Origin of the sequence: Streptomyces sp. NPDC087263 (assembly GCF_044744645.1) — a bacterium.
Taxonomy (GTDB): Bacteria; Actinomycetota; Actinomycetes; order Streptomycetales; family Streptomycetaceae; genus Streptomyces.
In genome coordinates this window covers 201,669-219,111 of the sequence record NZ_JBIUYT010000003.1, presented here as the reverse complement: position 1 = coordinate 219,111, position 17,443 = coordinate 201,669, and the positions used below count along the sequence as shown (strand labels likewise).

Below are 17,443 nucleotides of genomic sequence, written 5' to 3'. Positions count from 1 at the left end.
GTCAAGCCGATCGCCCGCTGGGGGTTGCCCATGCTGAGGAACCCCTCGGGCGGATCCTCGGCATGGACGGGTCAGGCGTTGGTTCCGACGTGGAGGGTTCCGTCGGGGGTGGCGGTGGCGTAGGTGCCGAAAATGGCGCCGTTGCCGTCCACCTGGAGGGCCGTGCTGCTCCAGTTACCGGTGGTGCCCTTGCGGACCCGGTCGAAGACCGAACCGCCGACCAGGGCCTCGACATGCAGATCGCCGTTACGCAGACCCACCGAAGCCACGTCGGTGATCGAACCGTTGGAATCGATCAGCGTAGAAGCAGTACTCCACGTCCCGCTCGCGCTTCTGGCCCGGTCATAGATCAAACCGTTGACCACCACCTGCACTTGCAGCGTGCCATCAGGCCACGCAGCCACCGCGACATCCGTGATGCTCCCATTGGCATCAACCCTGGTGGCAGTTGAACTCCACACACCGGCAGCCCTGCGCGTACGATCCCAGACCTCACCACCCGCCAGCACCGACGGCCGCGGGGTTTCGTCAACCCGGTCGAGGACACGGGCTATCCGGAATTACTCATTCGACTTGGGCCTCACCGTTCGACGAACGCAGTCGCGGCCGTATCAGCTGCCGACGGGACCCGGGTCCCGAGGAAGAGCAGTCGATTGCAAAGTCTTGGTGATCTTGCAGGTGTGCAGGGTCGAGGACGTGCGGCAGGCGGGTCAGCTCAGCTGAGGAGTTTCGCGAGCAGGGCCATCTCGGCGGGCGGGTCGATCACCGGCTGGATGAGGAGCTCGTCGACGCCGGCCTTTTCCAGGGTGATGATGCGGGCGAGGAGTTCGTCGCGGGTGCCGACCAGGGCCAGGGTGTTCATCAGCGAGGGCAGAACCAGGTCCCGGTCCTGCGGTGCGATGCGTTCGAGGTAGTTGGGGTAGAGCTTGGTGTGCCGGTCCTGCGCGGTGGAGGTAGTGCCGCGCCGGTCGAGGAGCCGCCGCACCGCCTCGCGTTCCTCGGGGCCGAGTTGCTCGGCGGAGGCGGGTGTGTCGGCGGCTGTGTCGGCGGCGAAGGCCAGCAGCGACAGGACGAGGTGGCCCGTCGCGTCCCGGGCCGCGTCGCCGTGGGGGTCCTCGTCCTCGTCGAGTAGGTGCAGGGAGGTGACCACGTAGGAGTCCGTAGGGGAGTCGGGGGCACGGGGTGCGCCCTGGGCGGCGTGGCGGCGGGTGTCGTGCAGCGCGTGCCAGGCGGTGGGGTCCAGCAGGCCGAAGGAGATGAGGCCGGTGCCGCGGCGGCCGGCGACGGCGGCGGCCTTCGGTCCGAGCAGCGCGGCCACGACGAACTCGATCGGATCGGTGGTGTTCACGTGCGCCCCGGCGTGCAGGAACCGGATGTCGCGGACCCGGTCACCTTCGCGGTACTCGGTCGAACGTCCGGCACACAGGTCCTGCAGTGCGACGGTGAAGTTCTCCAGCCTGGCCGCCGTGGTCGGCCGCATGCCCAGGGTGCGCCGGGCGGTGTTTCCGGTGCCGACTCCGCAGATGATCCGGCCGGGTGCCAGGGCGTTGAGGCTGGCGAGCGCGCTCGCGGTGGCCGGGGCCGAGCGCAGCGCCGGTGAGGTCACGCCGATGCCGAGCCTGATGCGGCTGGTGGCCTTCGCGCACAGGCTCAGGGCGACGAAGGGGTCGCCGTGGACCATGGGGGTGTCGTTGACCCAGAAGCTGTGCAGGCCCAACTCCTCGGCCCGCACGGCGAGATCCTCCACACCGGGCTGCGCGGCGACAACGACGCCTGCACGCATCAAAACCTCCAAGGCGCGAGGATCGAATCGAACCTGCTCAGCATGGCAGGTCCCGGCGCAGGCCCGTTGCGGAGCCGCGTGAACTTGTGGCGTCGCAGAGCGGGGTGGCCGTGCCTGACGCAACGAAACCCCGCTGATGCGGATGACCTTCCCAAGTCGCCTGCCTGCAACGGAGCTTCAATGTGCCGTCAGTCCGCCATGCCGTGTCTCGTCAAGACCCTGCCGCCGCACCGGGTGGCGGACATGTCGCTGACCGAGCGGCTGGTCAGGTTGCCGGACCCGCGCCGCGAGCGGGGAGTACGTCATCCGTTCGTGAGCGTGGTGCTGATCGCGGCGTCCGCGGTAGTGGCCGGCGCCCGCTCGTACACGGCGATCGGGCCATGGGTCGCCGCGGCCCCGCAGACCACCCTGGCCCGGCTGGGTGCCCGGCTCGTCGGCGCCTTCCCGATGCGTATCGCGTCCAGTGCCGCGACCATCGGCCGGGTGCTGGAGCGGGTCCGCCCACGTGGGCCGGCCGACTTGGCCGGTGGCGATCCGGCCGGGGCCACACCACAGTCGCAGTGGACGGCATGAGTGCCCGCGACTCCCGCAACGGCCACGTCCCGTCCGCACATCTGCTGGCCGCGGCGGCGGGCGGCAGGCAGCAGGCAGCAGGCAGCGGACGGCAGGCAGCAGGCAGCGGACAGCGGACGGCAGGCAGCAGGCAGCGGACAGCGGGCAGCGGGCAGCGGGCAGCGGGCAGCGGGCAGCGGGCAGCGGGCAGCGGGCAGCGGGCGGACGATCAGTCAGGTGCGGGTGCCGGACAAGACCCAACGACATCACGGGTTTTGCCCGGCTGCTCACCCCCTTCGACCTGACCCGGATCGTCGTCACCACCGACGCGCTGCACACCCAGCGCGAGCACGTCCGCTTCCTCACCCGGGATCTGGCGCACTACCTGCCGTTGGCAAGAGCAAGAACAACCAGCCGTCCCTGTTCACAGCGCTGCGCTCGCTGCCCTGGAGCCGGGTCACCGCCCGCCGTACGGCCCGCAGCCGCGGGCATGGTCGGCATGATCTGCGGGTCGTCAGGGCGCTGACCGTTGACGGGCTGGAGCCTGACTTTCCTGGCGCGGCCCCGGCCGCCCGGATCGTGCGCCTTCACGCGAACGCCAGAACCGGCCGGCTCACCCTCGAGACGATCCACGCGATCACCGACCTGCCCTCGGCGCAGGCGTCGCCGCAGCAGCTCGGCGAACTGGCACGCTCGCACTGGGATATCGAAGACCGGCTGCACTTCGTGCGCGACTCGACCTTCGCCGAGGACGCCGGCCGCATCCGTACCGGCCGCGGACCGGAGAACATGGCCGCCTTGCGCAACCTCGCCGTCAGCACCCTCCGAGGCGCCGGGCACCAGAACATCGCCGCCGCCCCCCGTCATGTCTCCTACCAGCCCTTCACCCGCCCACCGGACCTCCTCGGCATCAGCTGACCAGCACAGCGTCGGATCACACGACCGGGCAACAGCCCTGCGAGGAAGAGCGCGCTCCGCACAGCGCGGCGTACCCGGTGGATGAGGTGACGGGTAGGCTTCAACCACCCGATCGTTGCCAGGAGCAGCACCCGTCCGTGGAGCAGCGGCCACCGTGTCGCGCTCGTGGCATCCGCGCGCCCTGGAGGGGCACATGCCCGCTGGTGAACACACGAGGCGACCCCACCAGTTCACAGGCATTCCGGCGGCTCGCCCATGCTGAGGTATCCCCTGGATCGGATCGGCCGCTACCGCCTGGACCGGCGTCTGGGCGCCGGCGGCTTCGGCGTCGTCTGGCTCGCCCACGACGACGTACTGGAGGCGGCCGTCGCCGTGAAGGTGCTGTCCGACAACTGGGCCGACCAGTTGGACATCCGGGAGCGGTTCCTCTCCGAGGCCCGCCTGCTGCGCCGCGCCGACTCCAATCGGGTCGTCCAGGTCTACGACATCGGTGAACTCCCTGACGGCAGGCCCTACTTCGTCATGGAGTACGCCGACGGAGGCACCCTCGCCGACCAGGTCTGCGCCGGACCGCTGCCCGTCGGCGAGGCCCTGCGGCTGACGGCTCTCGCGGCGCGGGGAGCGGCCGCGCTGCACGAAGCCGGCATCGTGCACCGGGACATCAAGCCGTCCAACGTACTGCTGCGTTCCTCGCCCGGCGGTTCCGACCGCGTCCTGCTCGCGGACCTCGGCCTGGCCAAGAGTCTGGCCCAGGCGTCCGGCCTCACCATGGCGGCGGGCTCGGCGGGCTACACGCCGCCCGAACAGGCCGAGCCCGGGTCCGGGATCGACGCGCGGGCCGACGTGTACAGCCTGGGCGCCCTCGGCTACCACCTCGTCACGGGATCGGTCCCCGGTCCGCCCGGCAAGGTCGTACGACCGGACCGCCTCCGTACGGACCTGGCGCCGGATGTCCGGCGGGCGCTGCTGCGTGCCATGGAACCCGACCGCGAGCGGCGCTGGTCCACCGCGTCGGACTTCGCGGCGGAACTCGACCGGTTGGCCGACCAGTTGTCCGACCAGTTGTCCGCGGCTCCCCGGCCGCGCCGTCGTCGACGGGCCGTGGTCACGACGCTGGCCGCCGGGCTCGCCATCGCCGCGGTCGGCGTCACCGCCCTGGTCGTCACCCGGGATCACACCGCGGAGACCGTCGTCCAGGTGCAGGACGGCTCCGGACGGGTCTCGGCCGAGGTACCCCGCGCGTGGGGCCGCCAGCTGCGCGACTCCGGCTGGAATCCGAAGACCCTTGGCCTGCCGGACGGGACTGAACCCGGTCTCGTCGTCGCAAACGACCTGGCCAGGTGGCAGGACCTGCGCTCCGGGGTCAACGGAGCGTTCATCGGCCTCAGCGAACACGGCGACGTCACCGCCGTGGTCGGCGCGATCGCCCACAACGGATGCCACTTCGGCGGCAGCCGCCCCTACACCGGCGCGCGCTGGCACGGGCTGATACGGACCTGGGACGACTGTCCGGGCGGCGCAGGCTCCCTGACGGAGGCGGCGCTCACGCCGGCGGACGGCGACGAACAGCCGCAGGTGTACGTACAGATCCGGCAGGACGGCGGCGCCGACGCGACGGACGGTGTGCTTGGCTCGGTGCGGGTCACAGGCTGACGCGAATCAGCTGCCGAAACCGTGAACTTTTCGGCGTCACGGTGCATCGGACACTGATGACGGGGCATGTGGCACCGTGCGCACGCGCCAGGGCGCGTGCGGTGGATTTCTCGAGGAGTGCTGAGATGGCGACCTTCCGGCATGGCACGGCAGACCGGGCCCCGGACTCGGACCGGACCGACGCGGTGCGCGCACGCCGTACCCCGGCCCCAGCTCGTCTGGCGGCGCTGGTCACGGGCATCGCGATGGTGGGCCTGCTCACCGGCTGCGGTTCCGACAACGGCGCGAGCAGTACGCCGCAAACGCTTCCCGGTACGGCGGAACCCGCCTCCGGCGACCACACCACGGACTCGGCCGGAAGCAGCACCCCCGTCACCACCGACAGCACACCGGACAGCACCACCGCGCCCGACCCCGCCACGGCCACCCCGGCCACTTCCACGACCGCGACCTCCAGCACCCGCTGCCACACCTCCGAACTGACCGTCTCGGTCGGCGGCAACGATCCCGGCGCGGGGCAGGAGAACTTCCCGATCAACCTGACCAACAGCTCCCAGCGCACCTGCACCCTGCGCGGCTTCCCCGGCGCGGCGTTCATCGACGCGTCCGGCAAGCAGCTGGGACCCGACCCCGAGCGGTCCTCGGAGTCGCCCACGACGGTGACGCTGGCGCCTGGGAAGCAGGCCTGGGCCGGGCTGACGTTCTCCAACCCCGAGATCAGCGGGGCCCGTACGGCGACACCCGCCGCGCTGCTCGTCACACCGCCCGACGAGAAGGACTCGCTCAAGGTGAAGTGGACCCAGGGCAAGGTGCCCGTCTCCGGCAACGCCTCGGCGGTGTCCCTGACGGTGGTCCGCGCCGGCACCGGTTCCTGACCACCGGCTCACCCCGGTCCCATGCCCTGCCGCCCGCAGAGCCGGCCGGCGGGGTCTCCGTCCCCGCGACCACAGGTCAGCAGCGGTTTGCGGCAGCTCACGCAGGCGTCCACCGACCGCGACGACCGGCACCCTCGGCGCTAGGCGGGCATCTCGTGGAGTGGCCGGAGGCTCAGGACCCCGCGGTGCTGCGGAAGTTGCGCGGCCTCGTCCCCGGACAGTCGCCCCTGGGCGGCTCGGCGGAGTTCCTGGGGACGGCCGCCGCGGCGACGGGTACTGCGGGGTCCTGAGCGCTCACCGGTGGTCTCCGCCACCTCCGTCGCTTCCGCTTCCGTTACTGTCGCCGTTTCCACTGCCGCCGTCGTAGCCGCCCCCGCCGTACTGCACGTCTCCGGGGCAGTAGAAATAGGGGTAGACGCAAGAGCCGTCCGCGGCGGACGCGGACGACGACGGTGTCGACTCCGGGGGCGACGCTGTCGCCGACGGCTTGGGTGTGATGCTGGGCGACGGTGTCGCCGACGAGGTGGGAACGGGGCCGGGAGCGGGCGCCTCGGATTCACTGGTGGAACCCCAATTGACCACCTCCAGTTGGAGGGAGGGCGAGGTGGTGTCGAGCGTCCAGCGCTGGGCCGACCCCTCCTCGCGGACCTTGAGGACCACGGCCGCTTCCTCCTCGGCGGAGGCGGGGGTGAGGGACAGGTCCTGGTTCCAGCGCGGCACGAGGGCGCCCTGGAGGGTGAAGTCGTAGCGCACGTTCTTGGTGCCCGGCTGGGAATCGCCGGTGCAGGGGGCCAGTTGGACCGAGTAGCCGAGATGGGAGTCGAGGCAGAGGTCGGGTTCGGCCACGTTGCGCAGCAGGCCGTCCTCCTCGTACGTCCACTGCTGTACCGACTTCGAGGTGCACGAAGTGAGTTGGGTCTCGGCGCCCTTCACGGGCTTGTCGCCGACGACGCCGATACACAGCCCGTTGCCGGAGTTGCGCAGCCGGCCGCCCACGCTGCCGTTCGACTGGCCCCCGGACCCGACCCAGGACGGGTTCCCGCCGGGTGCCTCGTCCTGGCCCGAACTGGGCGCCCCCGAGGTGCCGTCGGCCGTGCTGTCCGCGCCGCCGGAACCCAGGCCGGTCCACAGGACCAGCGGGGCCAGGATCAGGCCGCTCACGGTCAGCACGGCGAGGGCGACGTTCCGGCGACGCGGCGCGCGCCGGTGGGCCTTGCGCGTCGACGTGCGGGAGTCGGCGTGCGTGTGACGGCGCGGCACGGGCCGAGGGGGGAAGCTCGGGGGGAGCGGGGCGTCGGCCGGAAGGTGGAGGTACTCCGTCGGGGCGGCGACCCCGGACCCGGGAGTCTCGGTCGCTTCCACGATCTCGGTGGCGCGTCCCTGCCGCATTTCGACATAGGCGCGGGCACCCCAGCCGAGTACGGCTTCGGCCAGCGGGAGGGCGAGTTCGCCGTTGAACTGGTTCAACTGGTCGGCGGCACTGTGGCAGTGCTCGCAACTGGCCATATGGCGCCGCAGGTCGGGGTCGAGGTCGGTGCCGCCGCGTCTGAGGGACACGTCGAGCATGCGGTTGTAGTGCGGGCACTCCTCCGTGGGGGCCAGTTCACGATGGAACTCCAGGCAGCCCTCGCGCAGGCGTTCGCGGGCCCGCCGCAGTTCCACGACGGCGTCGTCGTCGGCGAGGCCCAACAGGGCGGCGGGCAGGCTCAGTGGCTCCGCCTCGGCCCCGGTGTGCCACAGCAGGCAGCGGGCCGGCTCCGGGAGCCGTTGGAAGGCCCTGGCCAGCAGGCGTCTGTTCGCGGGCGGAAGAAGTCGTACGGCAGCACGCTCGTCGTGGGCTGGACCGGACCTCAGTTCGGGATGGACCTGTTCGGCCCGCTGGTCCATGAGCCATTCGGCGGCTATGCGGCGCACGGTGACGAGCAGCTGCGGGCGCCATGCGGCCGTCGGCCCCGTCTGCCGCAGTGATTCCCCGAACAGTCTGGTGAATGTGGCCGTGGTGAGCATTCCCGCGGGACGCACACCGTTCGTGCACATTCGTGCGTAAGAGAAGACGGCTTCCCAGTGGCGGTCCAGGAGTTCACCGACGGGATAGTTCGCCGGTGTGTTCCCCAGACTCTTCTTCAGATCGGCGGAGAGCTGCTCGTCCGGGAACTCGAACAAGCGCGCGGTTGTTGGAGAATTGGACAGACCTGCATCCTTCACGTCCGCTTTCCTCCCAAAGGTAACGTAGGAATTAGTCCATACCAATGGGTATGTAGCCCACCCGACGAAGCATGGAGGGACTACCCATGGGGGGTTGCACTGCGAACGACCACCTCAGGCGGCTCTGGTCGGGCGAGGGGCGGACGAGTGCACCGTATGCGCACAGAACGGCAAAATTGTCTGCACGCCGACAACGCACACCTTTGCACAGGGTGACGAGCCGGAACAAGCAGTATCGCGATTTTCCCTTTCTCTTCGAGAGTGGGGATATCGACGGGCGGCCGGACCGCGGGGATCACGCAAATGAATTTCGGATTCCCGTCGCGGCCGGGCGCACCCCGCCGAACTCGCCGTTCCGCCCACCAGGCGAACATCTCGACCGCCCATAAGACACTCAAGCGCCATTGTCGCCCTTGCTTGCCCATGTAATGCAATGAGGCATGGGGAGCGCTCCCCATGCCTCATTGCTTATCACCACGTCCGCGGCAGCCGGCCCGTCCGCCGAGGGGCACCGCGTTTCGAACGGTCAGTGGCCGCTGATCGCCCTGGGCGCGTAAGGCTGGTCCAGCTCCTCGATCTCCTTCTCCGTCAACTCCACGTCGAGCGCGGCGACCGCGTCCTCGACGTGCTGCGGCTTGGTGGCGCCGACGATGGGCGCGGTCACCGTGTCCTGGTGCAGCAGCCAGGCGAGGGCGATCCGGGCGCGCGGCACGTCACGCGCGGCGGCGATCCGGGCGACGGCGTCCACGATCTCGCGGTCGCCGTCCTGATAGAGGTTCCTGCCGTACTCGTCGGTCCGGCTGCGCGCGGTGTCGGTGTCCCAGTCGCGGGTGAGCCGGCCGCGGGCCAGCGGGCTCCAGGGCAGTACCCCTACACCCTGGTCCGCGCAGAGCGGCAGCATCTCGCGCTCCTCCTCCCGGTAGAGCAGGTTGTAGTGGTTCTGCATGGAGACGAACCGTGTCCAGCCGTTCAGCCGGGCCGTGTACTGGGCCTTGGAGAACTCCCAGGCGTACATCGAACTCGCCCCGATGTACCGGGCCTTGCCCGCCTTGACCACGTCGTGCAGGGCCTCCATCGTCTCCTCGATGGGGGTGGCGTGGTCGAAGCGGTGGATCTGGTACAGATCGACATAATCGGTGCCCAGTCGGCGCAGACTGTTGTCGATCTCCGTCATGATCGCCTTGCGGGACAGACCGTGGCCGTTGGGCCCCTCGTGCATCGAGCCGTTCACCTTCGTGGCGATGACGAGTTCGTCGCGGCGCGCGAGGTCCGCCAGCGCCCGGCCGACGATCTCCTCACTGGTTCCGTCCGAGTACACGTTCGCGGTGTCGAAGAAATTGATCCCGGCCTCCAGCGCCTGGCGGATCAACGGCCGTGACGCCTCCTCGTCGAGCGTCCACTCATGGGTGCCGCGATCCGGCAGCCCAAAGCTCATGCAGCCCAGGCAGATCCGGGACACGTCCAGGCCCGTCGAACCGAGCTTCACGTACTGCATGCTCACTCCTGCTCTCCATGACGGTGGGGGGTCGGGCCCGGCACGACGGCCGTGGTCGAGCCGCGGTCCAGACCTTCGGGAGAGCCATTCTCGGTCACGGACCGCTCAGGCGCACGACCGCCTCCGCCGCAGCGGGCGCCGACGACAGCGACATGGACGTCGGCATCGGCATCGGCATCGGCATCGCGTGACGCTTGGCCGTGACGCTTGGCCGTGCCGCTTGGCCGTGCCGCTTGGCCGTGCCGCTTGGCCGTCAAGAGGACGTCGCGCGGCGCCGACGGGGGCGGCCGGACCGACAAGAGCCGAATCTCGTTTACCCAAACGCCATGTCGACATGCGGGACAAAAATGGCGTCGAGGGGGTGGAACAGGACCGGTCCGGACATTACGAAGCCGACCATTAAAGCCGAAGTGTCGGATCCCACCCTTTTAGGCAAAGCCACGTTTCAGCTATGTGAAGAAAAACTTGTTGCACATTCAATTTGCGTGACCGAAAACATTCCCCTCCCGGACGATCCACAGACCCCGGTTTCTGACGTATCGTCAAGTCCGCTTGGTAGCAGACGAGTTGGGGCAGACGCGGGCAAGAGTGAACGACTGACCAGTTCCAGCTGTGCTTCTGGTGGGGCGTTGGTTACCAGTTGGTAAGTCAGACCCCCGGAGCTGTGTCGATGACGTTAAATGACGCACGCCCACTCGCTCTTTGAGAGTTTGACTTTCACAGGGGTGCGCAATGACTATGAGCGTGCCGCGCACCGAAGTCGCTGCGCGTTCCAGCGCTCTCCCCCACTCATCCTCACACTTGTGTGATTTGGAGCGTTCGCGTGCCTGTGCCGAATTTTGTTACTTCCGGGCTGTTTGCCGTCGAAGACATTGTCATCGCCGTGAACCCCTTCGCCGTCGCTTCGGCACGGCTCACCGCGGCTGCCGTGCGCGCCGGTGGTCTGGGCGTGCTCGACCTCACCTCGGGGGGGCGCCGTGCCGCGGCACAACTCGCGCTCGCGGAGGAGTGGTCGGCCGCCGGATTCGGTGTACGACTGGCCGACAACGATGCCTTTCCCGCGCGGGAGCTGCCCGCCGCCGTCCACACGGTCCTGCTGACCAGCGACGCCTCGTGCACGCCCGCCGAGTTCCCCGGCCGCCGCGTGCTCGTCGAGGTGACCGGTCGTGAGCAGGCCCTGACGGCCGCCGCGGCCGGAGCCCACGGGCTCATCGCCCGGGGTCACGAGGCCGGCGGCCCCATCGGTGAACTGAGCACCTTCGTGCTGGTGCAACAGCTGCTCGCCGACCCGGAGCTGGACCTGCCGGTCTGGGCCTGCGGCGGTGCCGGCCCGCACACCGCGGCTGCCGTCGTCGCCGGTGGGGGCGCTGGTGTCGTCCTCGACACCCAGCTCGCCCTGCTCTCCGAGGCCGAGTCCGAGCTGCCCGCCGAGACCATCACCCTGCTGGCCGGGCTCGACGGCTCCGAGACCACCGTGGAGGACGGCCGCCGCGTCGTACGACGCCGCAGGCCCGGCGCCGTACCCGCCGAGGGCGACTCCCCGGCCCCCGAGATCGGCCAGGACGGCTTCCTCGCGGCCCGCTTCCAGGAACGGTGGGGCACCGTCCACGCGGCGGTGCGCGGGATACGCGACTCGGTCCTCGACGCCCTGAAGAACGCCGGTCCCGCGCTCGCCCCCGGCGGCGTCGGCAGCCAGGCGCTCGGCACCCAGCTACCGGTGGCCCAGGGGCCGATGACCCGCGTGAGCGACCAGGCCGCCTTCGCGGCCGAGGTGGGCCGCGCGGGCGCACTGCCCTTCATCGCCCTCGCGCTCTCCGGCGCCGAGCAGACTCGCGCCGTCCTCGAGGAGACCCGGGACGCACTCGGCGACAAGCCGTGGGGCGTCGGTGTCCTCGGATTCGCCGACGAGGAGATCAAGGCCGCCCAGCTCGACGTCGTACGAGAGATCCGCCCCTCCCACGCGATCATCGCGGGCGGCCGTCCGGCGCAGGCCGCCGCGCTGGAGGAAGTGGGCATCTCCACCTTCCTGCACGTGCCGTCGCCGGGGCTGCTCAAGCAGTTCCTGGAGGCGGGCGCACGCAAGTTCATCTTCGAGGGCGCCGAGTGCGGCGGCCATGTCGGTCCGCGCAACAGCTTCCCTCTGTGGGAGGCGCAGCTCGGCGTACTCGACGACTTCCTGGCGGGCACAAAGAAGGCCAAGGCCGCCGAACTGCAGCTGCTGTTCGCCGGCGGGGTGCACGACGAGCGGTCGGCCGCCATGGTCACCGCTCTCGCCGCGCCACTCAGCGCGCAGGGTGCCGCCGTCGGCGTACTGATGGGCACGGCGTATCTGTTCACCGAGGAGGCCGTGACCGCGGGCGCGGTGCTGCCGCTGTTCCAGCAGCAGGTGATCGACGCCGAGCGCACCGATCTCCTGGAGACCGCTCCCGGACACGCCACCCGCTGCGTGAACAGCCCGTTCACCGACGAGTTCGCGGCCGTCAAGGAGGACCTCGCTGCCCGCGAGATCCCCGGCCGGGAGGCCTGGGAACAGCTGGAGCAGCTCAACGTCGGGCGACTGCGACTGGCCAGCAAGGGCATCGAGCGGGTCGCAAGCGGCCTGAGCGCGGTCGGCGAGGAACGGCAGCTCGCCGAGGGCATGTTCATGGCCGGCGAGGTCGCCGTGCTGCGCTCCGAGGTCACCACCGTCGCCGCGCTGCACACGGCGGTCACCACCGGTGCGGCGCACTTCCTCACGGCGCGGCTGCGCGGCCTGGGTATCGAGGAGCCGGCCGCCCCGGCCGCCCCCGAGCCGCTCGACATCGCCATCGTCGGCATGGCCTGCATGTTCCCCGGCGCCCCCGACCTGGCCACCTTCTGGGCCAACGTCCTCGCCGGCGACGACGCGGTCACCGAGGTACCCGCGACCCGCTGGGACACGGACCTCTATCACGACCCGGACGGCGTGGGTGAGAAGACGCCGTCCCGCTGGGGCGGCTTCCTCCCCGAGATCCCCTTCGAGCCGCTGCGGTACGGCATTCCGCCGGCCTCGCTGCCCGCCATCGAGCCCGTGCAGCTACTGGCCCTCGAAGCCGCGCGCCGCGCACTCGACGACTCCGGCTACGGGAGCCGGACCTTCGACCGGGCCCGCACGTCGGTCGTGTTCGGCGCGGAGGCCGGCAGCGACCTGTCGAACGCCCTGACGCTGCGTTCCGTACTGCCCGCCTACCTGGGCGACCTGCCGCCCGCGCTCGACGAGCAGTTGCCGCGCCTGACCGAGGACTCCTTCCCGGGCATCCTGGCCAACGTCATCTCCGGCCGGATCGCCAACCGTCTCGACCTCGGCGGCGCCAACTACACGGTGGACGCGGCCTGCGCGTCCTCCCTCACCGCAGTCGACGTGGCCTGCAAGGAACTGACCAGCGGTACCAGCGACATGGTGCTGTGCGGCGGCGCCGACATGCACAACGGCATCAACGACTACCTGCTCTTCGCCTCCGCGCACGCCCTCTCGCCCTCCGGCCGCTCCGCCCCCTTCGACAGCACGGCCGACGGCATCGCGCTCGGCGAGGGTGTCGGCTGCGTCGTCCTCAAGCGGCTCTCCGACGCGGAGCGCGACGGCGACCGGGTCTACGCGGTCATCAAGGGCGTCGGCAGCGCCAGTGACGGCCGGGCCCTCGGCCTCACCGCGCCCCGGCCCGAGGGCCAGTACAACGCGCTGGCCCGGGCCTACCGAAACGCCGGTGTCTCGCCCGCCGAAGTGGGTCTCGTCGAGGCGCACGGCACCGGCACCGTCGTCGGTGACCGCACCGAACTCGGCTCCCTCACCAGGGTGTTCGAGGATGCCGGTGCCAAGCCCGGCAGCTGCGCGCTCGGCTCGGTCAAGTCGCAGATCGGGCACACCAAGTGCGCCGCCGGTCTCGCCGGGCTCATCAAGACCTCGCTCGCCCTGCACACCGGCGTGAAGCCGCCGACCCTGCACCTCACCGAGCCGAACCCGGCCTGGGACGCGCAGAGCAGCCCGTTCGCCTTCCACGCCGAGGCCCGTCCCTGGGCGGCGGCTCCGGCCGAACGCGTCGCCGGAGTCAGTGCGTTCGGCTTCGGTGGCACCAACTTCCATGTCGTCCTGCGTGCTTACCAGGACGGTCCGCCGCCCGTCACGGCGGCCCAGCAGTGGCCCGCCGAACTGTTCACCTTCCGGGGCTCCGACCGGGCCACGGCCGTACGTGCCGCCGCTGATCTGCTCGCCCTCGTCGAGGGGGACTCCGGCCCGTACGAGCCTTGGCGGCTGCGGGACTTCGCGCTCGCCGCGTCCCGGCGCGCCGAGTCCGTCGCCACGCGTGGCGCGCGGGTCTGGATCGCGCTCGTGGCCGAGTCGACGCAGGACCTGACGGCGCTGCTGCGCCGGGCCGTGGCGGGTGAACACGCGCCGAAGGAAGGCCTGTTCGCCGCCGACGACACCGAGCCCGGCGACCTGGCGCTGCTCTTCCCCGGACAGGGCAGCCAGCGGCCCGGGATGTTCGCCGAACTGTTCGTGGCCTTCCCCGAACTCCAGCGTCATCTGCGGCTCGACGAGGACACGGCGCGGGTGCTCTTCCCGCCGACCGCCTTCAACGACAAGAGCCGCAAGGAGCAGCAGGAGCGGATCACCGACACCACCGTCGCGCAGCCCGCCCTCGGTATCACCGCACTCGCCGCACACCAGCTCCTGAGCCGGGCCGGCGTACGGCCCGCGATGGCCGCCGGACACAGCTATGGAGAACTGGCGGCACTGGCCGCGGCGGGCGCTCTCGCACCCGACGTGCTGCTGCGGGCCAGCCGCGACCGGGCCGCCGCCATCCTGGGCGCCACCGGTGACGGCGACCCCGGCACCATGGCCGCCGTCGCCGGAGGCGAGCCGGAGGTCGCGGCAGCCCTCGTGGACGCGGGCCTCTCCGGAACAGTGGTGACGGCGAACCGGAACTCGCCCCGCCAGACAGTGATCTCGGGTCCCACCGAGGACATCCTCACCGCCGTGGAGCGGCTGAAGGCGCACGGGCTCAGCGCGAAGCGGATTCCGGTGGCGTGCGCGTTCCACAGCCCGCTGGTCGCCGCGGCCGGCGAGACGTTCGCCGAGGTGCTGGCCGAAGTCCCGGTCGGCGTAACCGACTTCCCGGTGTGGTCGAACCGCACCGCCGAGCGCTACCCCGAGTCGCCCGAGGCGATCCGGGCCGAACTGGCCGCCCAGATCGGCGCACCCGTCCGGTTCGCCGACCAGATCGAGGCCATGTACGAGGCCGGGGCGAGGATCTTCGTCGAGGCCGGCCCCGGCGCGGTGCTCACTCGGCTGGTGAACAAGATCCTCGGCGACCGGCCGCACCGGACGGTCGCGCTGGAGGACGGCCCGCGCAGCGGGCTCACCGGTTTCCTTTCCGCTCTCGCCCAACTGGCCGTCGCCGGCGTCGACATCAGGACCGCCTGGCTCTTCCAGGGCCGGGACGCGGTCACCGCCGACGCCCGTGCCACCCGCCGCAAGCGCGCCGCGTGGACCGTCGACGGACATCTGCTCCGCTCCGCGGACGGCGCTCTCCCCGCCGCCGCACTCCATCCCGCCCAGCGTCTCCCGGAGGCCCTCGTGACCCACAGCACGTCAGCCGGACCGGTGGCCGCCACCGGGTCCGAGGCTCTTATCACCGAGTTCCTGCGGACGAGCCGGGAGATGATCGCGGCTCAGCGGGATGTGATGCTGGGGTATCTGGGGACGGATCCAGGGGTACGGCCGATATCTCCCGCCCCGCTCGCCTATGCGGACGCTCCCGCCCGCGTCACGTACGCGGACGCGCCCGTCACCGTGACCGCACTGCCCGCCGTCCCTGCTCAGCGGCCTGCCGCGAGTCCGGTGCCGGCCCTGGCGGCGGCGCCCGCCGGTGTCTCGGTGCTGTCGGTCGTGCTCGACGTGATCGGTGAACGCACGGGATACCCCGTCGACATGATCGAACCGGACCTCGACCTGGAAGCCGACCTCAGCGTCGACTCCATCAAGCGCGCCGAGATCGCCGGAGAGCTGGCAGGCAGACTGGGCCTGACCGCAACAAGCGAGACCGACGTGGAGGAGCTGGCGAAGGCCCGTACCGCCGCCGCCATCACCGCCCTGGTCGAGCGGTTCACCGGGCCCGGATCGGCTCCCGTCCCGGCGCCCGCTGTCACTGCCACCGCCGGAGCCGAGATACCCAGCGTCGAGTCCGTCCTCGCGCTGGTGCTCGACGTCATCGGTGAGCGGACGGGATACCCGGTCGACATGATCGAACCGGACCTCGACCTGGAAGCCGACCTCAGCGTCGACTCCATCAAGCGCGCCGAGATCGCCGGAGAGCTGGCAGGCAGACTGGGCCTGACCGCGACGGGTGACACCGACGTGGAGGAGCTGGCGAAGGCCCGTACCGCCGCGGGGATCGCCGCGCTGCTGGCGGGCGTCCGGGGTGGGGCAGCCCCCGCCGAGGCACCGGCGGCAGCGACCGCCGTGGCCGTGGTCGAGCCCGTGGAAACCGCTGCGGACTCGCCCGCCGTCGTGGTGGCTCCCAAGCGTCTCGTCATGCAGGAGTTCGACCTCTCCCCCGCCGTCCCGGCCGAGGGTGAGCTGACCGGCCGTAGCTTTCTGATCCTGGGCGAAGGACCGGTGGCCGACGCGGTGGCCGCCCTCCTCCCCACGCACGGAGCCAAGACCGTGACCGCCGACGAGCCTCCGGCCGGGCGCAGTTTCGACGGGCTGATCCACGTCGTCGCGGCGGACGGCCGGCTCGTCCTGCCGGATGTCTTCTCCGCCTACCAGCAGGTACTGGCGGACAGCCCGCGCTGGGTGCTGGCCGCCGGCGCCTCGGCCGGACTGCGTGGTTTCTTCCGGTCGGTCGCACGCGAGTACCCCGACACGGTCGCCCGGGTCGTCGAGCACAACCCGGGCACCGCGCCCAAGGACATCGCCGCCGATCTCGTCGCCGAACTCACCGCTCCCGACCGCGAGCCGGTCGTCCTGCGCGCTCCCGGCACCCGTCGCGGACTGCGGATGACCGAGGAGGGCCTGGGCCTGCTCGGCAGCACCGGTGCGGGACCGGCCGGGGACGGCGCCGCCGAGGCCACCGCACTCGGCCTCGACTCCGACTCGGTCGTGCTCCTGGTGGGCGGCGCGCGCGGGATCACCGCCCGCTTCGCCGCCACCCTCGCCGGGGCGAGCCGCTGCCGGATCGAACTGTTCGGCCGTACCCCCCTTGCCGAGGGCACGGAGGACCCCGCCCTCGCCGCCGCGAGCACCGCGGGCGAACTGCGGACCGCGCTCATCGCGGGCGGACTGCGGGTGCCCGCCGAGATCGAGCGGGCGATCGGCCGGATCCAGGCCGAACGCGAGGTGCGTGGCACACTGCGCAAGCTCACCGGGCTCGGCTCCCAGGTGCGCTACCGCGCCGTCGACGCACTGGACAGTGAGGCCGTACGCGGAGCGATCAAGGAGATCCACGCCGAGTACGGCAGGCTCGACGGCGTCGTGTACGCGGCGGGTGTGATCGAGGACAAGCTGATCGCGGAGAAGACCCCCGAGTCGTACGACAGGGTGTTCCGCACGAAGGTCGACGGGGCGCGTGAACTGCTCGACGCCATAGGCGAGTTGGCGGACGGGCCGCGGTTCGCGGTGTTGTTCGGCAGCATCGCGGCGACCCTCGGCAACCGCGGCCAGTCCGACTACGCCGCCGCCAACGACGCCCTGGAAACCCTCGGCACCGACTGGGCGGCCGACGGCGAGGGCCGCCGCGGGCTGACCGTCCACTGGGGCCCGTGGGCACCGACGGGCGAAGGCAACCACGGCATGGTCACGCCGGAGCTCATGCGCCACTACGCGAGCCGCGGCATCCAGCTCATCGATCCCGACGAGGGCACCATGAGCCTGCTGCGCGAACTGGCCTGGGGCCCCGAGGGCGACACCGCCGTCGTCTACACCGCCTCCGGCTGGTGAACCTG

At 71.0% G+C, this 17,443-nt stretch carries 10 protein-coding genes; 6 read left to right on the top strand and 4 right to left on the bottom strand.

What is annotated here, in order from left to right; genetic code table 11:
- Positions 1–71: 71 nt before the first annotated feature.
- Together ACIPC1_RS10255 and ACIPC1_RS10250 are read right to left on the bottom strand one after the other, a co-directional pair.
- Positions 72–404, bottom strand: coding sequence for a hypothetical protein (locus ACIPC1_RS10255; protein WP_402515213.1), 333 nt, complete (start codon positions 402–404; stop codon positions 72–74).
- 311 nt (positions 405–715) lie between these two features.
- Positions 716–1,783, bottom strand: a complete 1,068-nt coding sequence (locus ACIPC1_RS10250) for an LLM class flavin-dependent oxidoreductase (protein WP_402515212.1) — start codon at positions 1,781–1,783, stop codon at positions 716–718.
- Positions 1,784–1,963: 180 nt separating this feature from the next.
- Between ACIPC1_RS10250 and ACIPC1_RS10245 the strand changes: the two genes are divergently transcribed.
- The 4 genes from ACIPC1_RS10245 to ACIPC1_RS10230 all read left to right on the top strand — a co-directional run bounded on the left by ACIPC1_RS10245 (position 1,964) and on the right by ACIPC1_RS10230 (position 5,781).
- Positions 1,964–2,356 (top strand): transposase family protein, encoded by a 393-nt coding sequence (locus ACIPC1_RS10245; RefSeq protein WP_402515210.1) that lies wholly within the window; start codon positions 1,964–1,966, stop codon positions 2,354–2,356.
- The gene (locus ACIPC1_RS10240; RefSeq protein WP_402515207.1) at positions 2,357–3,253 is read left to right on the top strand and encodes a transposase; all 897 of its coding nucleotides are present in this window, start codon (positions 2,357–2,359) and stop codon (positions 3,251–3,253) included.
- A 255-nt stretch (positions 3,254–3,508) separates the two neighbouring features.
- Entirely contained in the window at positions 3,509–4,906 is a 1,398-nt protein-coding gene (locus tag ACIPC1_RS10235; protein ID WP_402515205.1) for a serine/threonine-protein kinase, read from the top strand.
- A gap of 125 nt (positions 4,907–5,031) precedes the next feature.
- A complete protein-coding gene (locus ACIPC1_RS10230; RefSeq protein WP_402515203.1) occupies positions 5,032–5,781 on the top strand; it encodes a DUF4232 domain-containing protein in 750 nt (249 codons plus the stop codon).
- A 294-nt stretch (positions 5,782–6,075) separates the two neighbouring features.
- Here ACIPC1_RS10230 and ACIPC1_RS10225 read toward each other — a convergent pair whose 3' ends face one another.
- Positions 6,076–7,944, bottom strand: coding sequence for a ricin-type beta-trefoil lectin domain protein (locus tag ACIPC1_RS10225; protein ID WP_402515201.1), 1,869 nt, complete (start codon positions 7,942–7,944; stop codon positions 6,076–6,078).
- A 568-nt stretch (positions 7,945–8,512) separates the two neighbouring features.
- A complete protein-coding gene (locus ACIPC1_RS10220) occupies positions 8,513–9,481 on the bottom strand; it encodes an aldo/keto reductase (RefSeq protein WP_402515199.1) in 969 nt (322 codons plus the stop codon).
- A gap of 17 nt (positions 9,482–9,498) precedes the next feature.
- Between ACIPC1_RS10220 and ACIPC1_RS10215 the strand changes: the two genes are divergently transcribed.
- Positions 9,499–9,672: a hypothetical protein gene (locus ACIPC1_RS10215; protein WP_402515197.1), complete on the top strand. Its 174-nt coding sequence runs from the start codon at positions 9,499–9,501 to the stop codon at positions 9,670–9,672.
- 692 nt (positions 9,673–10,364) lie between these two features.
- On the top strand, positions 10,365–17,438 hold the full coding sequence (locus ACIPC1_RS10210) for an SDR family oxidoreductase (RefSeq protein WP_402515194.1): 7,074 nt from the start codon (positions 10,365–10,367) through the stop codon (positions 17,436–17,438).
- Positions 17,439–17,443 lie beyond the last annotated feature (5 nt).

What these genes read in the sequence shown, in the direction of transcription:
- ACIPC1_RS10230 (WP_402515203.1), top strand. Translation starts at nt 5,032, where the DNA reads ATGGCGACCTTCCGGCATGGCACGGCAGACCGGGCCCCGGACTCGGAC.
- ACIPC1_RS10215 (WP_402515197.1), top strand. Translation starts at nt 9,499, where the DNA reads ATGACGGTGGGGGGTCGGGCCCGGCACGACGGCCGTGGTCGAGCCGCG.
- ACIPC1_RS10235 (WP_402515205.1), top strand. Translation starts at nt 3,509, where the DNA reads ATGCTGAGGTATCCCCTGGATCGGATCGGCCGCTACCGCCTGGACCGG.
- ACIPC1_RS10220 (WP_402515199.1), bottom strand. Translation starts at nt 9,481, where the DNA reads ATGCAGTACGTGAAGCTCGGTTCGACGGGCCTGGACGTGTCCCGGATC.
- ACIPC1_RS10250 (WP_402515212.1), bottom strand. Translation starts at nt 1,783, where the DNA reads ATGCGTGCAGGCGTCGTTGTCGCCGCGCAGCCCGGTGTGGAGGATCTC.
- ACIPC1_RS10245 (WP_402515210.1), top strand. Translation starts at nt 1,964, where the DNA reads ATGTGCCGTCAGTCCGCCATGCCGTGTCTCGTCAAGACCCTGCCGCCG.